Genomic DNA, 18,466 nt, shown 5'->3' on the forward strand with positions numbered 1-18,466 from the left:
CGGTCTCGACAGCGCCTGCCTCGCTGGCGCCTGCCTCACCCATCCCTCGCTCCTGTCCCGCTCCAGCCCAGTGCCAATCTCGCTCCAGTCCCGCGCCGGTTGCGCTCCCAGCGCCAGTCGCTCTCCCGTCCCGTTCGATCTCCCAGAAGGGCACCCCGTGGCATCCGTCACCCTCGACTCAGTCTCCGTCCGCTTCCCGAGCGGCACCGTCGGCCTCGACGACATCGACCTCGCGCTGCGTGACGGCGAGTTCCTCGCGCTCGTCGGGCCTTCGGGGTCAGGCAAGACGACGCTCCTGCGCACGATCGCAGGGTTCCAGGCACCCACCACGGGGCAGGTGAGCATCGGCGATCGGGTGGTTGCGGGATCCGGGGCGACGGTGCCGCCGGAGGCCCGCGAACTCGGCATGGTGTTCCAGCAGCACGCGGTATGGCCGCACTGGAACGTCGGACGCAACGTCGACTATCCGCTGCGCCGCGCGCGGGTCGCGAAGGCGGAGCGCATCCGCCGTGTCGACGAGGTGCTCGACATGGTCGGCCTCTCGGGGTTTGCGAAGCGCAACCCGGCGACGCTCTCCGGCGGCCAGCGCCAGCGTGTGGCGATCGCGCGCGCACTCGTGGCGCGACCGCGGGTGCTGCTGCTCGACGAGGCGCTGTCCGCGCTGGACGAGCCGCTGCGGGACAGTCTCCGCCTCGAGCTGCACACCCTCACGCGGGAGCTCGGCCTGACGGTGGTGCACGTCACCCACGACCGATCCGAGGCGCTTGCGCTCGCAGACCGGGTGGCCGTGCTCGACGGCGGGCGCATCCAGCAGCTCGGCACACCGGAGGAGCTCGTGACGCGGCCCGCCTCGCCGTTCATTGCGAAGTTCCTCTCCGACGCGACGATCGTCGACGGCGCGATGGTCGCTGGTGCGGCCGGGTTCGCGGCGGATGCGCACCCGCTGCGCGTGGAACGGGCTCGGCTCGACTTCGGAGAGCGGGGCAGCGGGAGTGTGGTGCAGGCGGCTATCCTCCCGAGCGATGTCGAGGTGGAGGTGGAGGTCGAGGTCGAGGACCGGGGAAACGACGCCGGCCGAGACGATGCTGCCCTTGCGACGGTCAGGTCGGCACTCTTCACCACGGAGGGCAGCGACCTCGTACTCGACTGGGCAGGGCTGCGGTTGCGTGCGCGCACGCGCGGAGTCCGTCCCAGGGTCGGCGACCTGGTCGTCGTGCGTATCGCGCGGGCCCGCGTCTACGGCGGAGACCCGGAGCCTGCTGCCGCCGACCCCGGCACCAGCACGGACGCTCGCTCGGATGCTCGAACTTCCGCCGCCGGCACGCTCGCCGGCACGTTCGCGCGGACATCAGCGTGACGCTCGCGCTCGTGCGGCATGGCCGCACCGCCTGGAACCTGGAGCGTCGGCTGCAGGGGCGCAGCGACATCGCACTCGACGCGCATGGCGAACTGCAGGCGCACGCCGCCGGTCGGCTCCTGGCGCGGGCGCGGTGGGGAAGTGTGGTCACGTCTCCGCTGACACGCGCGGCGCAGACGGCGGCGATCGTCGGCTCGCACCTCGGCGCTCCGGAACCCGCAGTCGAGCTGGGGCTTCTCGAGCGCGACTTCGGTCAGGCCGAGGGGATGCGGGTGGCTGAGGCCGCCGAGCGCTGGCCGGGCGGAGACTATCCCGGTTCGGAGACGGCGGCGCAGCTCGCGGAACGGGCGGGTGCTGCCCTCACAGCCCTGCTGGGAGCTCCCGGAACGGCGGTCGTCGTGAGCCACGGCGTCTTCCTCCGGGCCGGGATCGAAGCCGTCACGGGGGCGACGTGCCCGCGCATCCTGAACGGGCAGGTGGTGCTGCTCGAGCCCGCGGCCGGTCGGCCGACGGCGCGCTTCCTCGGGGAGTAGCTCGAACCTCGGCGTCCGCCCGCTCCCGCCGCCCTGATGATCGGGTCACGGCGCCCTGGCTACAGTGGATTCCGTGGCCCCCGACTCTGCAGCGACCTCCGCCCGCGATCACACGCGGCAGCGCGTCGACGTCCGGTATATCCGCCACGGCGAGGTCCGTGCGCGCGTCTCGACGATCGGCGCCGAGGGTGACCGCGCCTTCGTGCTCATCGCGGGTATCGGCGTCGCCTCCAACTACTACGAGAACCTCGCTCCCGGCCTCGGCGAGTTCGGGCCCGTCCACGCCCTCGACCTGCCAGGGTTCGCGGGCGTCCCGTACCCGAAGCGACCCATGAGCATCCAGCGGTACGCCGCCGTGGTCGGCACCGTCATTGACGAGCTCGGACTCGAAGACCCGGTGCTCGTCGGCCACTCGATGGGAACACAGGTGGTGTCCGAGCTGGCCTCGCAGCGGCCCGAGCTGAGCACGGTCGTGCTCATCGGGCCCGTCACGAACCCGCGCGAGCGCTCCCTTCCCAAGCTCGCGTTCCGCTTCCTCGAGTCGTCCGCGCGCGAGCCATTCCGTGTGGCGATGCTCGCCACGGGCGCGTACCTGCTGTGCGGATTCCGCTGGTTCTCCGCCGTGCTGCCGCGGATGATGCGCTACCGGATCGAGGACGTCCTGCCGCGCATCCAGGCCCACACGCTGCTCATCCGGGGCGAGCACGACTCGCTCGTGCCGCGCCAGTGGCTGCGCGACATGGAAGGCCTCCTGCCTCACGCCTCCACGTGGGAGATCGAGGGCGCCGCGCACTCCGTCATGTACGACCACGCGAAGGGTGTCGCGGAGCTCTGCGTCGACCATGCCAGGGACCCCTTCGACATGCGTGGAGGCGATGGGGCAGGGCGAACTGGGAAGGCTGCGCTCGCCGACGAGGGCGACGCCGGTTCCGTCGTCGAGGCCGAGGACGCCGCCGCGGCGGCCGCCGGCGAGCTCGTGCAGCTCGCCGACGAGGATGCCCGCAACCGTCGAGTGCACGTCACCCCGCGCCTCGTGCTGCAGGTGCTGCGCTCGCGGTGGAACGAGTTCTTCGCGAGCGCCGACAACCGCCCGCAGGACATCGCGGAAGCCAAGACCGAGCACTTCCGGGCGCAGGTGGAAGCGTTCCGCGACGCTGAGGTGCGCGATGAGCGCGAAAGTGGCCAGCCGACGCGTTGACCTGCTTGCCGGCCCAGTGGCAGGCCAGCTGGCGCAGTGACGTATCCCCCCCCAGTGACGTGCGGCACGCGTTGAATTCGGGTGGGGTCAGTCCAGTCCAGTCCAGTCCAGGTCCAGGGTCGGGGCAGGGCCGTGCCTGGGTCTGAGTCAGCGTCGGGCCCCGGTGCGCCCCGTCGCCTGGGCGGGGCCGAGCACGGCGTCCAGGAGTCGCTGGATGCTGGCCTCGCTCGACTCGGTTCTGCTCAGGGCTCGGAGCAGAAGCGCGCCGATGATGGCTTCGCCGATCTCCTCGAGGCGCGCATCCGGTGCCAGCTGTCCGTGGGCGATGGCGATCTGGAAGCGTTCCGTGAGGGATCGGCTGGCGCCGAGGCTCTCGTGGAGCCGCCTGCCGATGTCCTCGTTCTCGACGGATGCGGCGATGAGCGAGCGCACGAGCAGCTCGCCCTGTGGTTGGCCGAGGAGCGCGAGGACTGCGCCGAGCCAGGCCGTGAGGTCCGCCCGGAGCTCGCCCGTGTTGGGCACGGTGAAGCGGTTGGGGAAGAGCTGCCCCTGGAGGAGGCAGTCGGAGACCAGGGCCCCCTTGGAGGGCCACCAGCGGTAGATGGTCTGCTTCGAGACGCCGGCCTCCGAGGCGACACCCTCCATGGTGAGGCGCTCGTAGCCGCGTTCCGCGAAGAGCTTCGACGTCGCTTCGAGCACCGCGACGCGGGCAGCCTCGCTGCGCACCGGGCCCTGCTTGTGGCCGGTGGTTGCGCGTTCCTCGACACCGGCGTCTCGCTCTGACATGACGGCCATCATATTCACAAACTGAGTAGACGAGACGTTGCGTATGATCTAGGGCGGCGCCCCTCGAACAGTCGGGTCGGTTCGGGCGCCGCAACGAGCGTGCGCGCATGATCCTGCGCGTCGAGAGGATGCTGATGGCCGAACTGCTGTACCGCTTGGGGACCTTCGCGACCCGCCGAGTGTGGGTTGTCGTGGGGGCGTGGCTGGTGATTCTGGGGCTCGCTGTCGGCGGGTTCCTCATCGGCTTCAAGGGGCTCTCGTCGAGCTTCGATGTGCCGGGCACGGCCTCGGGTGAGGTCATCTCGGAACTCGAGGAGCAGCTGCCGGCGTTCGCGGGCGCATCCGGCACCGTCGTGTACTCCACGGAGGACGGGTCGGCGCTGACGGAGGCGCAGCGGGCTGACATCAGCTCCGTGATCGCCGACCGTGGCGACCTCACCGATGTGGCGGATGTCATCGACCCGTTCTCGGCGACGGCCGAGCTGGAGGGTCAGGCGGCGCAGGTCGAGAGTGGCCGCACGCAGATCGCCGACGGGCAGGCGCAGCTCGACGCGGGCCAGGCGCAGCTCGACGGCGGCAAGGCCCAGCTCGACGCGGCGCAGGCGCAGCTGGATGCGGCGAAGCAGCAGCTCGAGGCGGCCGGGAACCCGGCCGCGCAGCTCGAGGCGCTCGAGGCGCAGCAGGCGCAGCTCGACACGCAGGTGCAGGCGATCGCCGATCAGCAGGCCACTCTGGATGCGTCGCAGGCTGAGATCGACACGCAGCTGCAGCAGCTGGAGAACGGCGCGAAGCTCGTCGATCTCTCGGATGGCATCAGCCTCGTCTCGGAGGATGGTTCGACGGCGATCGTGAACGTCTCGTTCACGGAGCCTCGCCTCGAGTTGAGCGAGGACGCCAAGCAGGGCGTCATCGAGTACTTCGAAGCGCACCCCGTCGACGGGGTGAACGTGGCCTTCTCGACGGATATCGCGCAGAGCGTCCCGCAGATCTTCGGCATCGGCGAGGCGATCGGCCTCGTGTTCGCGGCCATCGTGCTGCTCGTGCTGCTGGGGTCGGCACTCGCCGCATCCCTCCCGATCGTGACGGCGCTCGTGGGCGTCGCGATCGGCGTCGTCAGCGTGCTCGCGTTCTCCGGCGTGGTGCAGATGGCGTCGGTCACCCCTGTCCTCGGCATCATGCTGGGGCTCGCGGTCGGCATCGACTACTCGCTGTTCATCGTGAACCGGCACCGCAAGCAGCTCATGCAGGGCATGGACGTGCGCGAGTCGATCGGACTCGCGAACGGCACCGCCGGCAACGCGGTCGTGTTCGCCGGTGCGACGGTCATCGTGGCCCTGCTCGCCTTGAACGTGACGGGCATCCCCTTCCTCGGCCTCATGGGCACGGCCGGCGCGGTGTGCGTCCTGATCGCAGTGCTCATCGCCGTCACCCTCACGCCCGCGCTGCTGGGGAAGCTCGGGATGCGGGTGCTGAACAAGCGCAGGCGGGCGCACATCCGCAAGCTGCACGGCACTGGCCCGGAAGGGGCAGCGACCGGCGGTGTCGGCGTTGTGACGGGTCAGGTGCGGGCCGCTCACGCCCCGCCGCTGAAGGCCATGCCGACGTGGCGGGCCATCGTTACGGTGCTCGCCGGTGTTGCGGTGCTGCTGACGGTCGCGATTCCCGCACTGTCGATGCGGGTCGGCCTGCCCGACGGTTCGTCGGAGCCTGAGGAGTCGGCGTCGTATCAGGCGTTCACCATCACCGAGGAGCAGTTCGGGGCCGGCGCGACTGGTCCGCTGCTCGTCACGGCCACGCTTCCCGAGGGGCTCGACGATGCGGGTGTGCTCGACAAGCAGGTGCTCGTCGGCGAGAAGCTCGCCTCGCTCGACGACGTCACCGCGGTCGCCCCGATCGGAGTCTCGGATAACAAGAGCCTCACAGCGTTCCAGGTGATCCCGGCGGAGGGGCCGAACAGCGTCTCCACCGAGCAGCTCGTCGGCGAGCTTCGCGCGCTGCCCGAGATCGAAGACGGCATCACGCTCGGCGTCGCCGGGCAGGCGGCCATCAACATCGACATCTCCGAGGGACTCAACTCGGTGCTGCCCCTCTACATCGCGCTCGTCGTGGGCCTGTCTCTGCTCATCATGATCCTCGTCTTCCGGTCGATCCTCGTGCCACTCATCGCGACGGGCGGGTTCATCCTCTCGCTGTTCGCGACGTACGGGGCCGTGGTCGCGGTCTTCCAGTGGGGCTGGTTCGCTGACCTCATCGGGCTGCACGCGACAGGGCCGATCCTGAGCTTCCTGCCGGTCATCCTCGTCGGCATCCTCTTCGGGCTCGCCATGGACTACCAGCTGTTCCTCGCCTCCGGGATGCGTGAGGCGTACGTGCACGGGGCTGAGGCACGGGTCGCTGTCGTGCAGGGCTTCCGAGCCGGCCGAGCCGTCGTGGTCGCCGCGGCGCTCATCATGGTGTCCGTGTTCGGCGGGTTCGTGTTCGCCGAGTCGACCATGATCCGGTCGATCGGGTTCGGGCTCGCGTTCGGTGTGCTCCTCGACGCGTTCATCGTGCGCATGCTCATCATGCCGTCGCTCATGCACCTCCTTGGGAAGTCAGCCTGGTGGCTGCCGAAGTGGCTCGACAAGATCATGCCCAACGTCGATGTCGAAGGCGCCGCGCTGGAGCGCAAGCACCCCGCGCACTAGCGGGACGGGCGTGGCCCGCTCAGGTCAATAAGCCAGTTTCGGGCGGCTCCATTCTGAATGGGGTCGCCCGGGTGATTGAGAAATCGCACGGGTATATCTGAGCGGGGCAAGACAACTACTATCTCCTTCAATCCCGAAGGAGTGAGATGGACTTCAACGAGCGACTCAGTGCGCTCGCGCTCAAGGTTTCCAACCAGCGCGAGGCAATCCAGACCGAAGAGGCCACGAAGAACGCGTTTATCATGCCGTTCATCTCGACGATTCTCGGCTACGACGTCTTCAATCCTCTTGAGGTCGTGCCGGAATTCACTGCTGATGTGGGAGTGAAGAAGGGTGAGAAGATCGACTACGCCATCATGCGTGACGGCGAAGTTCAGATGCTCATCGAGTGCAAGAGCTCAACTGGTGCGCTCAAGATCGAGCATGCCTCTCAGCTCTTTCGCTACTTCGCGGTCACGAACGCGCGCATCGCCGTCCTGACAAATGGTGAGGTCTACAACTTCTTCACTGACCTGGATGCGCCGAACAGGATGGACGAAAAGCCCTTCCTGGTTCTCGACCTCAGTGACATCGACGAGACTCTGATCCCGGAGCTGAAGAAACTCACCAAGGAGGTCTTCGACCTCGACTCGATCATCAACGCGGCCGAGGAGCTCAAGTATGTCGGAGCGTTGAAGCGTGAGATTGCTGCGCAGTTCAGGGAACCCTCCGATGAGTGGATCAAGTTCTTCACGAGTCGTGTCTACGACGGTTCGTTCACGCAGAAGGTGCGTGAGCAATTCAGTCTGCTCGTCCCGAACGCCACCAAACAGTTCCTCACAGAGCAGGTCAACGACCGACTCAAGACCGCCTTGGGTGCGTCAGCGCTGCCCGTTGCCGCACCGGCCGAGGCACAGCATGAACTCGAAAGCCAGGCCGTGGCTGCTGATGACCTTGACCGGGATACCGAAATCGACACCACCCTGGAAGAGCTCGAGGGCTATCAGGTCGTGAAGGCAATTGCGTGTGCCCATGTCAAACCGCAACGGGTGACGCATCGAGATGCGAAGTCCTACTTCGCCGTGCTCATCGACGACAACAACCGGAAGCCCATCGCCCGCCTCTGGTTCAACGGCAAGAAACAGAAGTACCTGGGCGTCTTCGACGAAGCCAAGAACGAGACCAAGATTCCCATCGAAGAGATCCAAGACATCTACGAGCACGCCGATCTCATTCGGGCCTCAACAGCGCGCTACGAGTAGCAGTCAGATACGCGGTTACTGCTCCATGGGCGACCTCAGGGCGTGGGTGGTGAGCGTGGGTGTCAGCGCTCGCGCAATGCCTCGTCCATGTCGGCTGTCTCGACGAGGCCGCCTGGGCCGTATTTGAGCAGCACGCATCCGCGCTCCGACGCGACGGGCGGTTCGAGGAGAGTCAGCCCGAGCGGCGGTCCGTCGTTCGGGAAGAGTCGCTTCCCTGCGCCCAGGACCACCGGATATACCCACAGGTTCAGCACGTCGAAGAACCCCTCCCGCACCAGCGTCTGAGCGAAGTCGACGCTCCCGATCACGTGGATGCTGCTGTGGCGTTCCCGGAGGGTGGACACCTCCGCCGCAAGGTCAGCGCCCACACGATGCGATGCCGCCCAGGGCAAGTCGGGGGTGCCGCGGGACGCCACGTACTTCGGGATCCTGTTGAAGACCGCTGCGATGCCATCGGACGGGCCGTCCGCGTACTGCGGCCAGTACGCCGCGAAGATGTCGTACGTCCTGCGGCCCAGTAGCAACGCATCCATGGTCTTCACACCACTTTCGACCTGCTCACCCTCCGCCTCGTCCATGAGCGGCGCCTGCCAACCCCCGAACCTGAACCCGCCCTCCGGATCCTCCTCCGGTCCGCCCGGCGCCTGCTGCACCCCATCCAGGGTCGTGAAGAGGTCGATGATGATCTGACCGGCCATGGCGTCTCCTTTGATCGCATGCGTGGTCGAACTGGGCTCGCTGAACCCGTTGAGTTGGCTCAGCCCAGTGAGTTGACTGAGCTCAGTGAGTTGACTGAGCCGTCTCCTTGGTCACCGTCGTCAGCCTGCTCGATTTCGCGGACGCCGGAGACACCGCGGGTGACATCGCGCTCGTTTCTCCCTCAATGTACGACGAGCTCCGAAGCTCCTCCATGCGAGCCAGGTGGGAATCCGAGGGGCGCTCAGGGACAACAGATGGGGCGGGCGCCTGGCTCGGTCAAGAGGGAACGTCGGGGATCAGGAGAGCCAGCCGGGCTCAGAAGGGCGCCGGATCGTCAGACGAGTCCGAACGTTCTCCCCGAGAGCTCTCGGCGCGCAGCTGGTCGCCACCTCCCTCGTCGCCCCGTTGCCGGGTTGGACGAAATTCAGGTTGGCCCCGACGCGACGACCCCGACTCGATGGCCGCCTTCTTCGCCGCGCGCTCCCTCCTAAACTCCTCGAGGAACCCAAGCTTCGGAAACCGCGAACGCCGGTCGCCCTCATCCCTGTCCCTGTCCCTGTCCTTGTCTTCGTCTTCGTCTTCGTCTTCGTCTTCGTGCTCACAATCGCACTCGAGTTCCCCTGGGTTGTGCTGGTGGCGAGGGCGGATGGGGTCGCGAACGTCGTCGACGTCGCCCACTTGCGTTGCGTCGCCCTCGTCCCCAAGGTCGTCGCCGCCACCAACGTTCTCAAGGTCGCCGCCACCGCCAGCGCGCTGAGCATCGGCGGTGTCGTCAGCACGGCCAGAGCTGTGTGAGTCACTGAGGCCGGGAGCGGTCGACGGGAGGGCGATCTGGCCACCGCGGTCGGTACTCGGTGTGTCGGTGTCGGTGCCGGGCAGGGGAGCGCTCGGAGGGGTGATTTTCGGCGCGGCTTCGATCGGTGGGGCGGTGCTGCGTGGGCCAGAGGCCGGAGGGGGACCGCTGGGTGGGGCATTGCCCGGTGAGTCGGTGCTGGTTGGGGTAGCGCTGGCCGGGGTAATGCTCGGCAGGGTGGTGCTGGGTGGGGTGGTGCTGGGTGGGGTGGCGCTCGACTCCACGCCGGGTTCAGGGAGCGGAAGTGCGGTGAGCCGGCCGAACTGCACTGGGGCGTCGCGGAAGATGAGTCCGCTGGGAGATCGCCACTCGTAGACGCCATCGGGCAGCTGTCGTACTTCCCAGTCGCCGTGGTGCTTGCCCGTGTGGTGGCCTCCACAGAGATGGCCGAGATTCGCGAGACTCGTCGGGCCGCCCTCCTCCCAGGCCTTCGTGTGGTCGATGTCGCAGCGGCTTGCCGGCATCATGCATCCCAAGAAACGGCAGCGACCATCGCGGGCAGCGAGTCTGCGGCGCATCGCGCTTGTCGGACGGTACGAATCGACCTCGACCAGCGTGCCCTTGAGGGGATCGGTGAAGATGCGCTCGAACTCGGGCGCCGCGTCGATGAGGCGCCGTACCTCCGCAGTCGGAACGGGGGTATAGCCGTTCAGAAGGGCAGGACCGGGGCGCCCCCGAGGTGCAGCTTCGCCGCGGTCGCCGCGGTCTCCGCGGTCGGGGCTGACTGGGCTGCCTGTCCGGGCTGCGCCGGCTGTGCCATCTGCGCCGGTTGTGCCATCGGTGCCGACTGTGCCGACTGTGCCGACTGCGCCGTCCGTGCTGGCTGCGTCGTCTCTCCCGACTCTGTACCCGGTGGGTGCGAGGAGCGTCTCAGCCGGAATGACGATCGAGATCTTCGCCTTGATCGGAGCCCTGCCCCGCAACTCCTCCGGCGTCGCGCGAAGGAAGCCGCCGGAGAGTACATCCGCGCGCACCTCGTCCAGCGAGCGGGGCTCGGGAAGCGGATCCTCGCACCTGCTCCTGGCGTCCGGCGCACCGGGTGGCTTGTTGTCGCAACCATCGGCTTGGCCGTTGGCGGGGCCGTCGGCGTCTCCGTGAACTTGCGCCTCAGCTTGACCGTCGGCATCGGCGGTGCCGCTCGGGTGCGCGTGGGCTCTTTCCCTCGCGGTCCGCCGCTCGGCGTCGCTGATGACGAGCGCCTGCCTGGTCGTTCGGTCGAAGATCGCCACGAGCTTCGCGTAGGAGTCGATGACCGACAGCTCGCCGAGGCCGTCCTCGAGCTGCGAGAGCATCACCCGTCGGGTACGGCGGGCTCTCTCGAAGCGCTCGTCGAGCGACTCCTCCGTCAACTCCTCGGCGACCCGTTCCGCGAAGGACTTGATTCGACCGGGGGTCGTCGAGACGGCCTTCTCGAGCACCACGCGCGCATAGTGCTCTCGGCGACGCTCGAGCTCAGCAGGGTCGGGATGCGTGATGCGCAGACCCGCGTCGACGATCACCAGCGCATGCGCGCGGCTGATGGCCCCAGTCTTCATCGCCTCCTGAACGGGCTCGAAACGATTGGCGATCGCATCCGCTCGACCGAATTCGATCTGCACCGACCGCTGCGACCTGCCCGAAACCGCCGCGATCTCGGACGCGAGCGACCGAACCTCCAGGGCGGGACTCGAGGTACCGGCGAGCTCGTCGCCGCGGAGCCCCAGCTCGAGCGCACGAGCGTGCAGCTCGGCCTGCTCGCCGTGGAGCCGATTCAGGTGCCTCTGGTTGTCGGCAAGGGCGAGGACAAGCAACGCTCGGCGCGCGCCAAGCGTGCGATCTTCGGCGCGCTGGCAGGCGTCGTCGACGACGCCCTGCTCGACACCGAGCCCGGCCGCGAGGCGCCGGCGCATCTCACGAAGCCGAGCCGCGCGACCAGGCGCCGCGACCCGCGGAGCCTCGTCGTCGATCGGTTCGTTCTGCATGCCTGCATCGTCTCCCGAACCACCGACATTCTGTGATCGGCGTGTCACTTCCTGCGCGGCTCACCGCACTGTTCTCTCCACACCGCACCGCGGCTCACCGCACAGCGCACTGCACCGTTCGCAACGAGCAGCGGTAAGAGCCTGCCCGCCGCGGCACCGAACACAGCCTCCGTACGTTCGCTCCGGTTAGCGTTGCCGCATGACAACACCGGCGACGGCCCCGACGCTCGAGATCCAGCGAACGCTCTGGGTGTGGTGCGGCGTCTACGTGTCCGCCTGGATCAGCGGGTTGCTCGTCGGCGCCCCAGATATCACCCCGGCCGACAGCTCCGCCGCCGTCGCTGAGGCCTACGCAACCTCGCCGAGCGTGCTCGTCAACGCCGCCCTCGTGCACGGCCTCGCAGCCGTCGCCCTCTACGGCATGTCCACGCTGCTCGGCAGTCAGCGGATGCGGAGGGCCACGCGAGCAGCGGGCCTCGCGACCCTCGTGCTCTCACTCATCCAGCTCGCCGGCGAAGCGCTCCTCACCTTCGGGCTCGCCTCCGACGGCTCCGCCGCGCTGCTCGGCCTCGACTCCGGGCAGGTCTGGGCCACCATCCAGGTCGTCGACGGCATCAAGATGCTCGCCCTCGCCGCGCTCGTGCTGGTCGTCCTGCTCGGCCAGACCCGTCGCCCCGTCTGGGCGACGCTCGTCAGCGGAGCGACCATCCTCGCGCTCCTCGCCTCAGCCGCCGGCTTCCTCACCCTGAGCGCACCGCTCATGACCTCTGCCTACGTCGCGCTGCCGCTCCTCCTCATCTGGGCCGTCGTCGCCGCGCTCCGCTTCGGGACGCCCGCCGTCGTGGCGGACGACGCGCAGCCGGTCTAACGACTGCCAGCACTCTCACCCGCAAGCCCGGCACCAGGCCAGAGCTAGGACTAGGACTAGGACTGCGGCAAGAGCCCGACGCCGGCGTCCTACGACCGGATCGCGTCGATCACGTTGCTGCGCGTCGCGATGACCGCCGGGATGAACCCCGCGAGCAGGCCGACGCCAACGCTCACGACGATGCCGAGCACCGCCGCATCCACCGGGAACGGCACCGAATCGGTGAGTCCAAGCCCGCCCGTGATCGCCCCCTGCACCAGTGGGTTCTGCAACGTCACGATCGCGCACCCGATGCCCACGATCCCTGCGAGCAGCGTGCCCACGACGCTCTCCAGCAGGATCGAGAAGAACACACGGCCACCGGTGGCGCCGAACGACCGCCGGATGCCGATCTCCCGCACCCGCTGCTTCACCGTCACGATCGACAGGTTCACGAAGCCGATCGTGCCGACGAGCAGCACGATGCCGCCGACCGCGGTCACGAGGATCTGCACGGCAAGGAACGGGTCCTCACCCCAGGCCAGGTAGTCGGTGCGCTGCGCGTCGACCGCGCCTCCCTCTCCGAGGGCCGCCTTCAGATCGCGCACGATCTGGCTCGAGAGCTCCTCGTGGTTCTCGAGCGGCAGCCACAGCTCGTAGGTCGGGAACGTCGCGGTGGACCCCTCGTCACCGCCCATCGACGGCGGGGCGTAGGAGCCGCCCATCATCATCCCGCCCATCATGCCGCCGCCCGCGCTGGCCCCGAGGAGATGCTGGGCGTCGCTCAGCACGTACATCTGCTCTGGGTAGTCCGGGTAGATGTTGGCGGAGACGCCGACGACCACGGCCGTCGTCGGCGCAGCCCCTGAGACCTGCAGCGTCGGATGCTCGGCCACAGACGGGTTGCCCAGCCGGTTCCACATGGTTTCGTTGATGACGACCGCGGGAGCCAAGCGGTCAGCGTCGTCGGCCGTCAGCCACGACCCCTCGATGAGCTTCACGCGATGCATCTCGCCGAACGCCGGATCGACGATCGTGGACTCGACGTCCGCGACACCGTCGACGAACTGGATACGCGTCATGGCGGACCCCGACGTCGACTGGTAGGTGATGCCGTACCGCTCGATCGCAGCCTTGTAGGCCGCCTCGTAGATAGCGACCTTGTCGTCGGTCGCCGCACTGCTCACCATCAGCTGGTAGCTCGCGGGGCGCCCGCTGGATCGTTCGGAGATCTCGATCGACGACTGCCGTGTGATCGACCCGAGTCCCGTGACCGCGACGATCGCGAACACGGCGATGCCGATGCCGACCAGCGCGAGCGTCACCCGAACGCGGTGCACTCGCAGCTCGTCCCAGGCTTCGATGAAGGCACCGGCGATCTGCGTGAACCAGCTCATGCGGGTGCTCCTTCCGCGGGCACGACGGCCGGTTGCGAGGGTGCGAGCAGGCCAGCGTCGAGCCGCAGCATCCGGTCGGCCCTGGCCGCGACGCTCTCATCGTGCGTGATCGTGACGAGCGCGGCCCCGGTCTCCTTCGAGATGTCGGCGAGCAACGTCATGACGCGGGCGCCGGTTTCGACGTCGAGTGCACCGGTCGGCTCGTCGGCGAGGATCACCCGCGGGCGCCGGACGATGGCGCGCGCGATCGCGACGCGCTGCTGCTCGCCGCCGGATAGCCGAGTCGGAAGCGAGTCGAGGCGATGGTCGAGTCCCACATCGGTGAGCGCTTCCCTGGCGAGGGCGTCACGCCGCCAGAAGGAGTGGTCGCGGGCGTAGAGGAGCGGCATGGCCACGTTCTCCGTCGCCGTGCGCCCCTCGAGCAGGTTGAACTGCTGGAACACGAAGCCGATCTGAGCACCCCGCATCCGGTCGCGTGCCCGCAGGCGCAGCGCGGCGGTGGGCTTGCCGTCGAAGAGGAGCTCCCCGCTCGTCGGCGCGTCCAGCAGGCCCAGGATGTTGAGCAGCGTCGACTTGCCCGACCCGGATCGCCCGACGATCGAGAGGTGCTCGCCCTCCTCGATCTGCAGGTTCACGCCGCGCAGGATGTGCAGCTCGCTGTCGTCGGCGGCCCGCACCGACTTCGAGATTTCGCGGAGCTCGATGAACGCCACGTCAGCCGCCCAGCATCCCGCAGATCTCTGCGCCGCTCATCGGGTCGATGTAGCACTCTTCCGGGCTCGCCTGGTCGGCGCCGGGCACGAACTCGAGCACGATGTCGGTCTCGGAGACGCCTTCAGCGATCTGCACGAGCGTGCCGTCGGTGAGGCCGAGCTTCACGGGCCGCTCCTCGATCGCACCATCAGCGCCCTGCACGAAGACGACCCCGGTCTCCGCCTGCCCCTTCACCGCCGTGATCGGCAGGGTGAGCACGTTCTCGGCGACACCGCCGTGCAGCACGACGTTCGCCTCCAGGCCGGGGAACACCGTGACCTCGGCGGGGACCTTGCACGTGACCGTCGTCGTGTCGGTCGTCTCGGCAGCACCGGATGCGCCGCTCGGGTCCTCCGCGGCGCTGCTGCTCTTCGCCGCGGCGCCAGACGCGATGCGGAGCTCGGTGCAGGTGAAGGGCGCTGGGCCCGCCGTGATCGTGACCTGCGCATCCGCTGGCGTCGTCGCCAGACGGTACAGCTGGGCCGGTGGGATGGTGCCCTTCACGATGAAGCTCGCCGGGGTGATCGAGACGGGCGCCTCGCCCACCGTCACCTGCTGCTGCTCGATGAGGTTGAGCTTCGTGATGGTGCCGGCAGTCGGAGCGACGATCTCGTTCCACTCATACTCGGGCTCGGCCGCGGGAGCCGCCTGCGGCTCGCCGCTCGCCTCCGGCGACGACGGTGCCGCTGCCGTTGGGGTCTTCTCGTTGCGGATGGCGGCGATCACATCGCCCGCCTCGACTCGCGCGCCCTGCGTCACGTACACCGTGTCGATCGTCCCCATCATGGGCACCTTCGCGTCGACGGCCGGCGACTCCTGCACGTTCGCCGTCAACGTGACGTCGTTCGTGATCGTGCCGAGCACGGGACTGATGACGGGTTCGACGACCTGACCCGTGGGCAGCGCCGCCGACTCCTCGGGTGCCGAGCTGAAGAACGCGATCTTGACGAGTGCGACGGCGATCACAGCCACGAGCGCGATCTTGATGCCGGGCCAGATCCATGACTTCCACACGCGCACGCCGATCCCCATTCTGTCCACGCCGTCGAATCGCGACGAGTTCTCCGAGATAAGGGTCACCTTTGCCATGGCCGCCCCAGCGCACAACGTAGCAGGAGCCAACGATATCGCCCGCCCGCGTCCTGGACCCGAACCCGGACCCCCTGCCACAATGAGACGTGACCACTTCACCCCATGACCTCGGCCTGCTCCTCGACGTAGACGGCCCCATCGCGAGCCCCGTGACCCGCACGATCGCGATCCAGAGCATCCTCGACGACCTCGTCACCCTCGCCGCGGCGGGGGTGCCCATCGCGTTCATCACGGGACGCTCCGAGGAGTTCATCCGCGAACGCGTCATCGAGCCCCTCTTCGAGAACGGCCTCGCCGACGCGCTGCGTCAGCCGGGAGCCCGCATGTTCGGGGTCTACGAGAAGGGTGGAACGTGGTCGGCGATTTCACCCGAAGGGATGAGCGAGCTGCAGATCGACGAGTCGGTCGTGCCGCCTTCCGCGTACATCGCTGCGATCCGCGAGCTCGGCGAGGGCGAGTTCAGCGATGTCCTCTTCTTCGACGAGACGAAGAAGGCGATGATCTCTGTCGAGCAGCGCACCGATGTCAGCTCCGCGGCGTACCTCGAGCGGCAGAAGGCCTTCGACGACGCCGCGTTCGAGCTCGCCGTGCAGCAGGGCGTCGGCATGCGCCACGGCGACCGCGAGGCGCCGGATGCGCAGGGCCTGGTTCCGTTCCGCATCGACCCGACGATCATCTCCACCGACATCGAGTCCGTGAACCTCGACAAGGACCACGGTGCAAGACGGGCGCTCGCCGAGTTCGCGGCGGCCGGTGCGCTGCCCAAGCGCTGGCGTTCGGTCGGCGACTCCCGCAGCGACTACAAGATGGCCGACGAGCTGCACGCGACGGGCTACGACACGGCGCACGTCGATGTCCGGCCCGCTGACGGGATCCTCGAGAAGGACTACGACGTCGTGACGTTCGGCGACCTCATCCACGACGACGCCGGGGCAGCGTTCCTGCGCGAGTGCGTGCGCGAGCTGGGGCTCGACGGCTAGGCAGCTCGGAGCGCGCGTGCGCGGGCGCACGCAGGCCTGGGCCTGGATCTGCCAGAGTGAGCGGATGCAGAATCTGGTAGAGCGAAGAGGCGTTCGTCAAGCGGTCGCCGTGATCGGTGCGAGCGTCGTCCTGCTCGTCGTGACGACCGTCCTGCTCGTGCCGCACGAGGGGTGGGGCGTGTGCTCGGGCACCGAGCTTGACGGCAGCTTCGACCTCGGTTCGCTCATCGGCTTCGGCGTGCAGCTCGGCAGCTGCTCGACGGCCTGGATGTCACTCGTCGGCATCCCCACCGGCTACGTGCTCTGGGGTGGCGTGCAGCTCGTGGTCATCGCCGCCGCGCTCGCGGTGCAGGCGTCGCTGCTGAGTCGCGGCGGCCGGCGCATCCGCTAGTCGCACTCGTCGCACGGTCCCGCACTCGATTTGGAGTCGCCGGCGATGAGCTGGACGCTCAGCTCAGCGTGATCCTCAGTGCCGCCGCGGCTTCCCGAGCCCGCTCTCGGGCCTGGTCGACGTTGGCGCCGCGTGCGAGAGCGACCGCCACTCGGCGCTTGCCCGCGACGTTCGGCTTCCCGAAGAGGCGCAGCTGCGACGTCGGGACCGCGAGCGCCGCATCCACGCCAGAGATCGTCGGCACCCCGGTGCCCTCGGCGAGCACCGCGCACGATGCGGCAGCCGACTCCCCGGAACCCGCCCCGATCCGCAGCGGCTCCGACACCGGCAGGCCGAGGACGGCTCGGGCGTGCAGCGCGAACTCCGACACATCCTGCGACACGAGCGTGACGAGGCCCGTGTCGTGGGGGCGCGGCGACACCTCGGAGAAGAGCACGTCGTCGCCGACGATGAACAGCTCCACACCGAACAGTCCGAAGCCGCCGAGCGCATCCGTCACCGTCTTTGCGACGACCTTCGCCTTCTCCAGGGCCGCCGCGGGGAGCGCCGCCGGCTGCCACGACTCGCGGTAGTCACCGTCGACCTGCGTGTGCCCGACCGGCTCGCAGAAGACGGTGCCGCCGACGTGGCGCACGGTCAGCAGCGTGATCTCCGAATCGAACGGCACGAAGCCCTCGACGATGACGCGGCCGCGGCCCGTGCGCCCACCCTCCTGCGCGTAGTCCCACGAGGCCTGGATGTCATCCGGCTCGCGGATCACCGACTGGCCCTTCCCCGACGAGGACATGACCGGCTTCACCACGCAGGGCAGGCCCACCGCCTCGATGGCCGCCGCGAACTCGGAGAACGTGTCCGCGAATCGGTACGGGGAGGTCGAAAGGCCGAGCTCCTCGGCGGCAAGTCGGCGGATGCCCTCACGGTCCATCGTGAGCTGCGTCGCCCTGGCGGTCGGCACGACGCGGGTGCGTCCCTCCGCTTCGATCTCGGCGAGTACCTGCGTCGCGATCGCCTCCACCTCGGGGATCACGATGTCGGGTTGCTCCTGCGCCAGCACGGCGCGCAGGGCCACCGGGTCGAGCATGTCCACCACGTGACTGCGGTGCGCGAGCTGCATCGCGGGGGCGTTCGCGTAGCGGTCGACGGCGATGACCTCGACGCCGAGGCGCTGCAGCTCGAGCGCGACCTCCTTCCCGAGCTCGCCCGCGCCGAGCAGGAGCGCGCGCGTCGAAGCGGGGGTGAGCGGGGTGCCGAGGGTGCCATCCGTCATGCAGGCATTCTCGCACCGTCGCGTTTCGGGCGGGCGCGTCGCAGCCCGGATGCGCGGCGATCAGCGGCATCAGGGGGTGCAGCGGGTGGTGGGGCAAGTGGGGCAGCGGGAGCAGTGGCAGCTCGCGCGCAGAGGTCAGCGAGATGCAGGTTCGCGGCGCCGGGAGCCTGCTTCTTGCTCATTCTTGTGGAGTTGCTGGCGGGGGGACGAGCGGATGGGTTGGGAAGGAAGGAAGGGAAGTGGCGGGGAGCGGATGGATGGCGAGCGGCGATCAGCGGGAGCTGTACGGGACGGAGTCGGCGCGACGGGCGTGACCCCGAGGCGCAGAAGTCAGCGAGATGCGGGCTCGTGACGCTGGGAGCCTGCGTCTGGCTCACTCTTGCTGGGTCTGGTTACTGCTACTGCTACTGCCCTGCTGCGTCCG

At 68.6% G+C, this 18,466-nt stretch carries 15 protein-coding genes; 8 read left to right on the forward strand and 7 right to left on the reverse strand.

All coding sequences use genetic code 11. The annotated features are described in order from the left end of the window. Window positions 1-157: 157 nt before the first annotated feature. The 3 genes from ITJ67_RS20145 (at window position 158) to ITJ67_RS03455 (ending at window position 3,088) form a co-directional block, all read left to right on the forward strand. Entirely contained in the window at window positions 158-1,357 is a 1,200-nt protein-coding gene (locus ITJ67_RS20145; RefSeq protein WP_194676749.1) for an ABC transporter ATP-binding protein, read from the forward strand. Continuing rightward, window positions 1,354-1,890 carry a histidine phosphatase family protein gene (locus ITJ67_RS03450; RefSeq protein ID WP_160075335.1) on the forward strand — a complete coding sequence of 179 codons (537 nt, stop codon included), beginning with the start codon at window positions 1,354-1,356 and terminating at the stop codon, window positions 1,888-1,890. The genes ITJ67_RS20145 and ITJ67_RS03450 overlap by 4 nt, the downstream gene beginning before the upstream one ends. Window positions 1,891-1,963: 73 nt before the next feature. Then, window positions 1,964-3,088: an alpha/beta fold hydrolase gene (locus tag ITJ67_RS03455; RefSeq protein ID WP_323741373.1), complete on the forward strand. Its 1,125-nt coding sequence runs from the start codon at window positions 1,964-1,966 to the stop codon at window positions 3,086-3,088. Window positions 3,089-3,235: 147 nt separating this feature from the next. Here ITJ67_RS03455 and ITJ67_RS03460 read toward each other — a convergent pair whose 3' ends face one another. Continuing rightward, window positions 3,236-3,874, reverse strand: a complete 639-nt coding sequence (locus tag ITJ67_RS03460) for a TetR/AcrR family transcriptional regulator (RefSeq protein ID WP_160075337.1) — start codon at window positions 3,872-3,874, stop codon at window positions 3,236-3,238. 134 nt (window positions 3,875-4,008) lie between these two features. On the opposite strand from ITJ67_RS03460, the gene ITJ67_RS03465 reads away from it, so the two are divergent. Together ITJ67_RS03465 and ITJ67_RS03470 are read left to right on the forward strand one after the other, a co-directional pair. Further along, complete coding sequence (locus ITJ67_RS03465) at window positions 4,009-6,561, forward strand: MMPL family transporter (protein WP_160075340.1); 2,553 nt, start codon at window positions 4,009-4,011, stop codon at window positions 6,559-6,561. A gap of 146 nt (window positions 6,562-6,707) precedes the next feature. Then, a complete protein-coding gene (locus tag ITJ67_RS03470) occupies window positions 6,708-7,802 on the forward strand; it encodes a type I restriction endonuclease (protein ID WP_194676750.1) in 1,095 nt (364 codons plus the stop codon). 62 nt (window positions 7,803-7,864) lie between these two features. Here ITJ67_RS03470 and ITJ67_RS03475 read toward each other — a convergent pair whose 3' ends face one another. Next, on the reverse strand, window positions 7,865-8,500 hold the full coding sequence (locus tag ITJ67_RS03475) for a dihydrofolate reductase family protein (RefSeq protein ID WP_194676751.1): 636 nt from the start codon (window positions 8,498-8,500) through the stop codon (window positions 7,865-7,867). A 316-nt stretch (window positions 8,501-8,816) separates the two neighbouring features. Beyond that, a complete protein-coding gene (locus tag ITJ67_RS03480) occupies window positions 8,817-11,315 on the reverse strand; it encodes an HNH endonuclease (protein ID WP_194676752.1) in 2,499 nt (832 codons plus the stop codon). A 199-nt stretch (window positions 11,316-11,514) separates the two neighbouring features. On the opposite strand from ITJ67_RS03480, the gene ITJ67_RS03485 reads away from it, so the two are divergent. After that, window positions 11,515-12,183, forward strand: coding sequence for a hypothetical protein (locus tag ITJ67_RS03485; RefSeq protein WP_194676753.1), 669 nt, complete (start codon window positions 11,515-11,517; stop codon window positions 12,181-12,183). Window positions 12,184-12,272: 89 nt separating this feature from the next. Here the strand turns inward: ITJ67_RS03485 and ITJ67_RS03490 are convergent, their stop codons facing one another. The 3 genes from ITJ67_RS03490 to ITJ67_RS03500 are packed head-to-tail and all read right to left on the reverse strand — an operon-like array spanning window position 12,273 to window position 15,401. After that, window positions 12,273-13,559 carry an ABC transporter permease gene (locus tag ITJ67_RS03490; protein ID WP_194676754.1) on the reverse strand — a complete coding sequence of 429 codons (1,287 nt, stop codon included), beginning with the start codon at window positions 13,557-13,559 and terminating at the stop codon, window positions 12,273-12,275. Beyond that, entirely contained in the window at window positions 13,556-14,272 is a 717-nt protein-coding gene (locus tag ITJ67_RS03495; protein ID WP_194676755.1) for an ABC transporter ATP-binding protein, read from the reverse strand. Before ITJ67_RS03495 ends, ITJ67_RS03490 begins: the two co-directional genes overlap by 4 nt. A gap of 1 nt (window position 14,273) precedes the next feature. After that, on the reverse strand, window positions 14,274-15,401 hold the full coding sequence (locus tag ITJ67_RS03500) for an efflux RND transporter periplasmic adaptor subunit (RefSeq protein ID WP_194676756.1): 1,128 nt from the start codon (window positions 15,399-15,401) through the stop codon (window positions 14,274-14,276). 89 nt (window positions 15,402-15,490) lie between these two features. Between ITJ67_RS03500 and ITJ67_RS03505 the strand changes: the two genes are divergently transcribed. Continuing rightward, a complete protein-coding gene (locus ITJ67_RS03505; protein ID WP_160075357.1) occupies window positions 15,491-16,384 on the forward strand; it encodes a hypothetical protein in 894 nt (297 codons plus the stop codon). Between the two features lie 64 nt (window positions 16,385-16,448). Further along, window positions 16,449-16,775 (forward strand): hypothetical protein, encoded by a 327-nt coding sequence (locus tag ITJ67_RS03510; protein ID WP_194676757.1) that lies wholly within the window; start codon window positions 16,449-16,451, stop codon window positions 16,773-16,775. Window positions 16,776-16,833: 58 nt separating this feature from the next. On the opposite strand, the gene purT is transcribed toward ITJ67_RS03510, so the two are convergent. After that, the gene (purT, locus tag ITJ67_RS03515) at window positions 16,834-18,042 is read right to left on the reverse strand and encodes a formate-dependent phosphoribosylglycinamide formyltransferase (protein WP_194676758.1); all 1,209 of its coding nucleotides are present in this window, start codon (window positions 18,040-18,042) and stop codon (window positions 16,834-16,836) included. Window positions 18,043-18,466: the final 424 nt, after the last annotated feature.

Source organism: Pseudoclavibacter sp. VKM Ac-2867, assembly GCF_015351275.1.
Lineage (GTDB): Bacteria > Actinomycetota > Actinomycetes > Actinomycetales > Microbacteriaceae > Pseudoclavibacter.